This window comes from Erwinia sp. B116 (assembly GCF_002865965.1).
GTDB lineage: Bacteria > Pseudomonadota > Gammaproteobacteria > Enterobacterales > Enterobacteriaceae > Erwinia.
Window position 1 is genome coordinate 27,938 of the sequence record NZ_JRZZ01000033.1, and the last position, 9,790, is coordinate 37,727.

The following is a 9,790-nucleotide window of genomic DNA, read 5'->3' on the forward strand; positions in this document are numbered from 1 at the left end:
CGCCACGCCCGCCGGTGAAAATTCCAGGCTGGCAATCGGATCGTTGAGCTGCAGGCTGCCGTTAACAAAGCTGCTGGCGTTGAGCGCCAGCGTGCCGTTATCGCTCTGCCAGTCGCCGTGGCTGAAGGTAATATTTTTCAGCAGCAGATCCAGGTCGGTTACCGCCCAGTCCAGCCCCTCCAGCCGCGCATCGGTGACGTCCACCCGGTTAAAACTGATATCCGGCAGACTGAGCAGCGGCTGCAGGAAGTCGGCCAGCGTTTTATCGCTCTGCAGGCGGATACTGTTCAGCCGCAGGCTCTGAACCTGCCAGCCACCGCTGGCGTCGCGCCGCGCATTAGCGGTAATCGAACCCAGCGCCACGTCCGCGCCCACGTTGCTGAACAGCCACTCGCGCCCTTTGATGCTGCCTTCCAGCAGCGCGTTGCTGGCGGTCAGGTCGCCCAGCGCCAGCGACCCGGCGCTCAGCTGAAAGCGCGCCTGTTGGCCGAGCAGGGCCCCTTTTTCCGGCAGCCACGGCGTGACGCCGCCGTCAACTTTCTGCCCCTGCACCGTCAAGTCGCCCGCGCTGCCGTTGACCGTCATCCGGCTCAGCAGCAGGCGGTCAGCCTGCAGGCGCCCCGGCATCGCGTTATCGGTCAGGTTAAGCGTACCTTCGTTGAGACGAATTGAGGCGAAGTGCTGCGGATTAGTCAGTTGCGCCAGGCGTAAACCGAGGTCCACCCGCCGCGAGGTCAGCAGCGGCGGCTGCCCTGGTGCCGTCAGCGTCACGTCGTCCAGCCGCAGCAGTCCGGGGGCCGAGAAGTTATGCTCAATCTTGCCGATGTTCAGCTGATACTGCGCGTCACTCAGCTGGCGGCTTGCCCACGCTGCGCCCCAGCGGGTCTGCAACAGCACGTAGCAGGCCACCAGCGCCAGCAGCAGGATCAGCAACAGCGTAAGCAAAATTTTGCCGGGATACTTCATCGCAACCACCCTATCGATTTCCGCTAATGGCTTGTTATGCCTGATTTAACGGCGTATCTCAACCGGGAAGCCCTGACAAGGCTGAAATTTGTGCAGAAAGCGGTAAGGAGAAGGTCAGGGATGAGGCAGAAGGTAGAAGGTGAGGGAAACAAGGAGGTAAGGGTGACCATCATCAGAACAGATTGCCGGGCAGATTGCTCCGCCCGGCAGCGCCCGGCGCTTACTTCTCCTGCGGGAACAGCAGGTTCAGCACAATGGCGGTAATACCGCCGGCGGCAATGCCGGAGGAGAGCAGCATCTTCAGCCACTCCGGTGCAAACTGCAGGATCAACGGCTGCTGGGAGACGCCCAGCCCCACCGCCAGCGACAGCGCGATAATCATAATCGCCCGGCGGTTCAGCGGCTCGCGGGAGACGATGCGCACGCCGGAGGCGGCGATGGTGCCGAACATCACCAGCGTGGCACCGCCGAGCACCGGCTCAGGAATGTGCTGCACGAAGCCGCTGACCGCCGGGAACAGGCCGAGCACGATCAGCATCAGCGCCACAAAGAAGCCGACATAGCGGCTGGCGACGCCGGTCAGCTGGATCACGCCGTTGTTCTGGCCGAAGCAGGAGTTCGGGAAGGTGTTGAACAGCGCCGAGACGCAGGAGTTGAGGCCGTTGGCCAGTACACCCCCCTTCAGGCGTTTCATGTACAACGGGCCGCTGACCGGCTGCTCGGAGACGTCAGAGGTGGCGGTGATATCGCCGATGGTCTCCAGCGAGGTGATCATAAACACCAGCATCAGCGGGATCAGCAGGCTCCAGTCGATGCCCAGGCCGTAATAGAACGGCGTCGGGATGGTGATAAGCTCCTCACTGGCCGGTGCGGAGGTTGCCGGCAGCATGCCCATCGCCCACGCAAGCAGATAGCCCACCGCCATGGCAATCACCAGCGAAGCCACCCGCAGGTAGGGGTTACGCTGGCGGTTAAGCAGAATAATCACCAGCAGTACCGCGCCGGCCAGCAGCAGGTTTTTCGGCGCGCCAAAGGTATGATCGTTGAGCGCCGCAAAGCCGCCGCCGATCGAGGTCAGGCCCACCTGAATCAGCGACAGGCCGATAATCATCACCACGATGCCGGAGACCAGCGGAGTGATCACCCGGCGCGCCAGGTGCAGCACGCGCGACAGTGCCATCTCGGTGCAGGAGGCCAGCATAAGCGTGCCAAACAGCGCTGCCATCATCGTCGGCACGTCGGCACCGCCGTTCTTCAGCGCCAGCCCACCCATAATCAGCGGTGAGACAAAGTTAAAGCTGGTGCCCTGAATCGACAGCAGCCCGGAACCGATCGGACCCCAGGTTTTTATCTGCAGGATCGACGCCACGCCGGAGGCAAACAGCGACATGCTGATAATGTGCTGGGTATCCTGCGCTGGCAGGCCCAGCGCCTGGCAGATCAGCAGGGCCGGGGTGATTACCGCCACAAACATCGCCAGCAGGTGCTGGCAGGCGGCAAACAGCGTTTGCGGCAGCGGCGGGCGGTCTTCCAGGCGGTAGATCAGCTCACTGTGGCTGGCCGGAACCGGGGTACGATCGGCAGCGTCAACGGAGGTTTCAACGGACATTTGGGGCTTCCAGCGGCAATAAAGGTGGCGATTTTAAACCGAATGGTGTGAAAAGCAATCGTTTGCCAAACTTTCATTTATCCTGGCCGGCCGGACTTCTCCAGCGTAGCCGTCAGGCGTTAGTATAGCGTTCGGTTTCCGGCAGCCAGCGCTCAATCAGCGCCTGAGCCTGCTGCGGATAGTGCTGATGGATATGCCGCGCCACGCGCTGTACTTCGGGGATCATCGCCTGGTCGCGCAGCAGGTCGGCCACCTTAAATTCGGCGTTGCCGGTCTGGCGGGTGCCGAGCAGCTCACCGGGGCCGCGGATTTCCAGGTCACACTGGGCAATGACAAAGCCGTCGTTGCTGTCACGCAGCACCTGCAAACGCTTCTGGGCGGTTTTGCTCAGCGGTGCCTTATACAGCAGCACGCAGTGCGAGGCTACCGCGCCGCGGCCGACCCGGCCGCGCAGCTGGTGCAGCTGCGCCAGCCCCAGCCGCTCAGGGTTTTCAATAATCATCAGGCTGGCGTTCGGCACGTCGACCCCGACCTCAATCACCGTGGTAGCGATCAGCAGATGCAGTTCGCCCTGCTTAAACGCCTGCATCACCGCCTGCTTTTCGGACGGCTTCATCCGGCCGTGCACCAGGCCGACGTTCAGCTCCGGCAACGCCACTTTCAGCTCTTCCCAGGTGGCTTCCGCCGCCTGGGCTTCCAGCAGCTCGGACTCTTCGATCAGCGTACAGACCCAGTAGGCCTGGCGACCTTCGCTGCCGCAGGCGCTTTTCACCCGGGCGATAATGTCGGCCCGGCGGGTATCGGGGATCGCCACGGTGGTCACCGGGGTGCGCCCCGGCGGCAGCTCGTCGATGGTGGAAGTATCGAGGTCGGCATAGGCGGTCATCGCCAGCGTGCGCGGGATCGGGGTGGCGGTCATAATCAGCTGGTGCGGGTGGAAGCCCTGCTCCACGCCTTTTTCCCACAGTGCCAGCCGCTGGTGAACGCCAAAGCGGTGCTGTTCATCGATGATCACCAGCGCCAGGCCGTTAAACTGCACCTGTTCCTGGAAAATAGCATGGGTGCCGACCACCATCGACACCTGGCCGCTGGCAATCGCCTCCTGCTGGGCGAGCCGCGCTTTACCCTTCTGCTTACCGGCCAGCCAGCCGACTTCAATCCCCAGCGGCGCAAACCACTGGCGGAAATTACTGGCGTGCTGCTCGGCCAGCAGCTCGGTGGGGGCCATCAGCGCCACCTGCTTGCCGTGCGCGATAACGTTAAGCGCCGCCAGGGCGGCAACCAGCGTTTTACCGGAGCCGACGTCGCCCTGCACCAGCCGCATCATCGGATAGTCTTTGGCCAGATCTGCTTCAATCTCTTTGACCACCCGCTGCTGTGCGCCCGTCGGCTTAAACGGCAGCGCCGCCAGCAGTGGGTTGCTTAGCCGGTGGCTGGCGGCCATCGGCAGCGCGTGATGGCGCTGGGCACCGGCGCGGACCGCCAGCATGCTCAGATTATGCGCCAGCAGTTCTTCCATAATCAGCCGCCGCTGGGCCGGATGGGTGCCGCTGGCAAGGTCTGCCAGCGCCATATCCGGCGGCGGGCGGTGCAGCGTGCGCAGCGCCTGCGGCAGGCCGATCAGCCCCTGGCTCAGTTCCGGCGGCAGCAGCTCGGCGATCGCGCAGGTCTCCAGCAGGGTCAGCGCCTGATCGGTCAGGTTACGCAACGTCGCCTGACGGATGCCTTCGGTGGTGGAGTAAACCGGGGTCAGCGTCTCCTGCAGCTCGGTAACGCCGTGATCGCCCTGCACGCGGTACTCCGGGTGGACGATCTCGGCACCGCGCTGGCCGCGTTTGATCTCACCGTAGGCGGTGACGCGACGGCCGGGCGCGAGACTGTTTTTCATGCCGGCATTAAAGTTAAAGAAGCGCAGGGTGATCACGCCGCTGCCGTCGCTCACCTGACAGGTGAGCATACGACGGCGGCCAAAGCTGATGTCGCTGTGCAGCACTTCGCCCTCAATAGTGGCGTAAATCCCCGGCAGCAGGTCGTTAATGGTGTACAGCTGAGTGCGGTCTTCGTAGCGCAGCGGCAGGTGCAGCAGCAGATCCTGAAGGGTGACCAGACCGATTCTGGCCAGCTTTGCCGCCTGGCTGGCACCGACGCCGGTCAGGGTAGTGAGCGGAACCGCATCCAGCAGGCGGCCCTGCATTATTTCACCGCTCGCGACTGCATGGTGGCCCACCAGTCCGCATCGGCGACCACCTGGCCCTGGTCATCAATCACCGGGTAGGGCAGCCCTTTGTGTTTCGCCACGCGCGCCAGCACCGGGTAGCCGCCTTCAAACAGCAGGCGCTGCTGCTCGGCGTAGTCCAGCGTGCTCTCCGTGCGCTGGTACATACCTGCGTTCTGCCGCTGACGCTGTGCTTCGTAGAGGATCAGCGCGGAGGCGACGGAGACGTTCAGCGACTGCACCATACCGATCATCGGAATAATGATGTCCTGGTCGGCCAGGTCGAGCGCTTCCTGGGTGATGCCGGTTTTCTCCTGCCCCATCAGAATACAGGTCGGGCGGGTGTAGTCGATTTCACGAAAATCCACCGCCTTGGCGGAGAGATGGGTGGCGAGGATCTGCATCTTCTGCCCTTTCAGGTGGCTGACCGCTTCGGCAATGGTGCGGTGGGTCTTCACCTGCACCCAGCTGTTGCTGCCCGCAGCCGAGGAGACCATGGTGCGCATCCGGCTGCCCGGCCACACGGCGTGGACTTCATGCACGCCAACGGCGTCCGCCGTACGGATCACCGCAGAAACGTTGTGCGGCTTGTGGACCTGCTCCATGCACACCGTCAGATCGTGCTGACGGGCGGCGAGCATTTCGCGAATGCGGGCGTAGCGTTGAGCGTTCATGCGCAGGAAAACTCCCTTAAAAAATGGTGGTATGCCGCCGGATGCGAAAGCACGGCGGGTGCGGACCGCGCGGCGTGAGAGCGCCGGCGGCCGCAGCCTGGAGGGGCAACTTTAGTTGCGGTTACGGTGCACCTTGATGACATCCGGCATCACGCGAATTTTACGCATAATATTAGCCAGATGGACGCGGTCGCGTGCGGTCAGACGGATAAAGGCGCTGTAAACGCGTCCGTCTTTCTCTTCGGTGTTCAGGCTCTGAATATTGGAACCTGCCGTATTAATCGCCGCAGTCAGGTTAGCCAGTGCGCCCTGGTGATTGAACATATCCACCTTAATCTCGGCGACGAACTCCTGTTCGGTGACTTTGTCCCACTCCACCGCCATAAACTTCTCCGGCTCTTTCTGGTAGCCGCGGATATTACGACAGGACTCATGGTGCACCACCAGCCCCTTACCCGGGCTGACGTGGGCGACAATCGGGTCGCCGGGGATCGGGCGGCAGCATTTGGCAAAGGTGATCAGCACGCCGTCGGCGCCCTTGATCGGCAGCTTACTGCGTGAAGGCGTGGACTGGCTGGCGCCTGACGGCGCAGCATCGCTCTGCTGCAGATTCTTCGCCACCACCACGCTCATCGCGTTGCCCAGGCCGATTTCGGCCAGCAGATCGTCCAGCGTCGCCAGCTTCATGCGTTCGAGCTCATGCTGAAGATTGGCCGGCGGGATTTCAGCCAGTTTACGGCTGCCTCCCAGCGCATGGTTCAGCAGGCGGCGGCCGAGGCTCACCGAGTCGTCACGCTTGAGGTTTTTCAGCAGCTGGCGGATCTTGGCGCGTGCTTTCGAGCTGACCACGAAGTTCAGCCAGGCGGCGTTCGGCCGCGCGCCCGGTGCGGTGATAATTTCGACGGTCTGGCCGCTGGTCAGCGACTGCGACAGCGGATAAGGCTGACGATCGACACGGGCACCGACGCAGGCGTGGCCGATATCGGTATGTACCGCATAGGCGAAGTCGACCGGCGTGGCGCCGGCAGGCAGTTCGACGATGCGTCCTTCCGGGGTAAACACGTAAATCTCATCCGGGAACAGATCGGATTTCACGCTCTCGATAAATTCAAACGAGCTACCGGCGCTCTGCTGCAGCTCCAGCAGACTTTGCAGCCAGCGCTGGGCGCGGATCTGTGCGGTGGTGCTGCTTTCGCCCTGCTCTTTATATGCCCAGTGGGCTGCCACCCCCATCTCTGCCATCTGATCCATGTCTTCGGTACGGATCTGCACCTCAACCGGCACGCCGTGCGGGCCGATCATCGAGGTGTGCAGCGACTGATAGCCGTTGGCCTTGGGGATAGCGATATAGTCTTTCATCCGGCCGGGGCGTGGCTTGTAGAGGCTGTGCATCTGCCCCAGCACCCGGTAACAGGTATCCAGATCTTTGACGATCACCCGAAACGCATAGATATCCATAATCGAATGGAAGCGCTGCTCTTTCAGGTGCATCTTGCAGTAAATTGAATAGAGGTGCTTTTCGCGACCGCTGACCCGGCAGGGGATCCCCGCTTCCTGCAGGCGACCGTCAATTTCAGAGAGGATTTTTTGGATCATCTCTTTACGGTTGCCGCGGGCGGACTTCACCACTTCTTTAATCACGCGGTAACGATTGGGGTAGAGCGCCTCAAAGCCCAGCTCTTCCAGCTCGGTCTTCAGGTGATGAATACCCAGACGGTGCGCCAGCGGACTGTAGATTTCGAGGGTTTCCTGCGCGATACGGCGTTTTTTATCCGGGCGCAGCGCGCCGAGCGTACGCATGTTGTGCGTGCGGTCGGCCAGCTTGATCAGAATGACGCGGATATCCTGCACCATCGCCATGATCATTTTGCGGAAGTTTTCGGCCTGTGCCTCTTTCTTATCGCGGAATTTCAGCTTATCGAGCTTGGAGACGCCCTCAACCAGTTCAGCCACGGTCTTGCCAAACAGCTGTTCCATGTCCTGATAAGTGGCGGGGGTGTCTTCGATCACGTCATGGAGTAGCGCGGCCATCAGCGTTTCATGGTCGAGCTTCATTTCCGCCAGGATACAGGCAACGGCAACCGGATGGGTGATATAGGGCTCACCGCTGGAGCGTGTCTGTCCCTCGTGGGCATCACGTGCGACAAGGTAGGCTTGCTTGAGGCGCTTAATCTGCTCCTCAGGCAAGTATTTTTCAATCAGCTGATTGAGACTTTCGAACAGATACAAGGCGAGCCTTTAAATGCGAATTAACGACGGCCTTCGGCGATAGCGGTAACCGCCTGCAGTTCGGCGGCTTCCTGCTCCTGCTGCTCCTGACGATCGCGCACGTCGAGGATCTGATTGGTAATCAGGCCTTCTTCGATTTCGCGCAGGGCGATCACCGTGGATTTATCGTTTTCTTCCGGAACCAGTGGATCTTTACCACCCACCTGCATCTGACGTGCGCGACGTGCGGCGACCAGAACCAGGTCAAAACGGTTACCAATTTTCTCTACTGCGTCCTGTACGGTTACGCGTGCCATTTGTGTGATACTCCACGGGTGAAGAAAAGACTCGGCATCATACTGAGTTGTCCTCAGTCTGCCAATAGTTTGCTGATTAAAGCATCATGACGGGCCTTCTGGCGGCCCATACGCAGACGCTCGGCGCGAATGATGGTTTTCAGATCGGACAGCGCCAGGTCGAAATCATCATTCACGATCAGATAATCGTACTCCGCATAATGGCTCATCTCGGCCACGGCTTGCGCCATGCGCTTGCTAATCACCTCTTCGCTGTCCTGGCCGCGGCCACGCAGGCGACGGTCCAGCTCTTCGGTCGAAGGCGGCAGCACAAAAATGCTGCGGGCAGCGGGCATTCTCTCGCGGATCTGTTTCGCACCCTGCCAGTCGATATCCAGGAATACGTCAACGCCGGTGGCCAGTACCTGCTCAATCGCTTTACGCGACGTGCCGTAATAGTTGCCAAAGACTTCAGCATGTTCGAGAAACGCGTCTTCGCTAATCATCGAACGAAACTCGTCGTGATTAACAAAGAAATAGTGCTCGCCGTGATTCTCACCCGGCCGTATGCCACGGGTCGTATGCGAAATTGACACTTGGGTGTCATATAACGGCTGCGTTTTTAACAGTGCCTGAATCAGGCTGGATTTACCCGCGCCACTGGGGGCGGAAACAATATAAAGCGTGCCTTGAGCCATGATTATTCTTGATAAGCCAAAAAAGCGGAGTCTACTTCCTGCACAGTATACACAGGTGCAGCGCGTCATGCAGCGTTTCGGGTGATTCACCGCGTAATTTCTCTGAAACCTGACAGTAATACGCATTTTTTTAACGCTTTTGCTGCGTTGCATAAAAATTTCCTGTGACAGCTTCAGGATACGGTATTCGCCGCTCGCCAGACCTGATGCCCTGCGCTTTACTGCCGCCTGTTCCTGATCCTTGAGAGGAGGTGTGCAATGCGATATCTGATGGTGATGGTCTGGCTGGCCTGCGGCTGGGTTCAGGCGCAGTGCCCGCAATGGAGCCCGTACCGGGCAGAGCAGGAGATCGCGGCGCTGACCGCCCGGCTTAGCGTCTGGGATCGCGCCTACTATCAGCAGGGTCAGGCGCTGGTCAGCGATGGGCGTTACGACCAGCTGCAACAGCAGCTGCAGCACTGGCTCAGCTGCTTTAAACCTGGGCTCACCCACCAGCCTGCGCTGGCCAGCGGCGGCAGGATTCTGCACCCCGTCGCTCATGTCGGGGTAAAGAAGCTGAGTAACGGCCAGCAGGTGGCGCGCTGGATGGAGGGCCGGGAACAGATGTGGGTGCAGCCGAAGGTGGATGGCGTGGCGGTAACGCTGGTCTACCGCGACGGGCGGCTGGACAAAATGATCAGCCGCGGCGACGGCCTGCACGGCGAGGACTGGACGGCAAAAGCCCGGCTGATCCCGGCGATACCGGCCACGCTGGCGACCGGCGCGGTGCTTCCGGCGTCGGGTATCTCGGGCACATCAGGGATATCAGCTACATCAGCCGCATCAGGTACATCGGGCACCACACCAGCCATATCATCTGAATCAGGGCGGCCCGCACCTTTTTCCGGCGTCACGGTATTTCAGGGCGAACTCTATCTGATGATGAACGGTCATCACCAGGCGCTGCAGGGTGGGATGAATGCCCGTTCGCAGCTGGCCGGCGCGTTAATGGCGGTAAAACCATCACCGCTGTTGGCCCGTACCGGGCTGTTTATCTGGGCGTGGCCAGACGGGCCGGAGTCGCTGGCCGGGCAACTGGCCGGGTTGCGCAGCGCGGGCTTGCCTGACGTCAGTGAATGGAGCCG

The 9,790-nt window shown here is 61.1% G+C and carries 6 protein-coding genes and 2 pseudogenes; 1 reads left to right on the top strand and 7 read right to left on the bottom strand.

The features are described 5' to 3' along the window. From NV64_RS24190 to gmk, 7 genes and pseudogenes are all read right to left on the bottom strand, one after another. Positions 1-966 (bottom strand): annotated as a pseudogene (locus NV64_RS24190) (AsmA family protein); the annotation flags it as partial. A gap of 220 nt (positions 967-1,186) precedes the next feature. Then, complete coding sequence (locus NV64_RS18110; protein ID WP_101506476.1) at positions 1,187-2,575, bottom strand: NCS2 family protein; 1,389 nt, start codon at positions 2,573-2,575, stop codon at positions 1,187-1,189. Positions 2,576-2,687: 112 nt separating this feature from the next. Then, the gene (gene recG / locus NV64_RS18115; RefSeq protein ID WP_056233537.1) at positions 2,688-4,769 is read right to left on the bottom strand and encodes an ATP-dependent DNA helicase RecG; all 2,082 of its coding nucleotides are present in this window, start codon (positions 4,767-4,769) and stop codon (positions 2,688-2,690) included. Continuing rightward, complete coding sequence (gene trmH / locus NV64_RS18120; protein ID WP_056233538.1) at positions 4,769-5,464, bottom strand: tRNA (guanosine(18)-2'-O)-methyltransferase TrmH; 696 nt, start codon at positions 5,462-5,464, stop codon at positions 4,769-4,771. Before trmH ends, recG begins: the two co-directional genes overlap by 1 nt. Positions 5,465-5,575: 111 nt before the next feature. Beyond that, the gene (gene spoT / locus NV64_RS18125) at positions 5,576-7,693 is read right to left on the bottom strand and encodes a bifunctional GTP diphosphokinase/guanosine-3',5'-bis pyrophosphate 3'-pyrophosphohydrolase (protein ID WP_056233540.1); all 2,118 of its coding nucleotides are present in this window, start codon (positions 7,691-7,693) and stop codon (positions 5,576-5,578) included. Positions 7,694-7,713: 20 nt separating this feature from the next. Continuing rightward, positions 7,714-7,989: a DNA-directed RNA polymerase subunit omega gene (gene rpoZ, locus NV64_RS18130; protein ID WP_016191359.1), complete on the bottom strand. Its 276-nt coding sequence runs from the start codon at positions 7,987-7,989 to the stop codon at positions 7,714-7,716. 53 nt (positions 7,990-8,042) lie between these two features. Next, positions 8,043-8,666, bottom strand: coding sequence for a guanylate kinase (gmk, locus tag NV64_RS18135; RefSeq protein WP_056233543.1), 624 nt, complete (start codon positions 8,664-8,666; stop codon positions 8,043-8,045). A gap of 258 nt (positions 8,667-8,924) precedes the next feature. Between gmk and NV64_RS18140 the strand changes: the two are divergent. Continuing rightward, positions 8,925-9,790, top strand: a pseudogene (locus NV64_RS18140) (hypothetical protein); the annotation flags it as partial.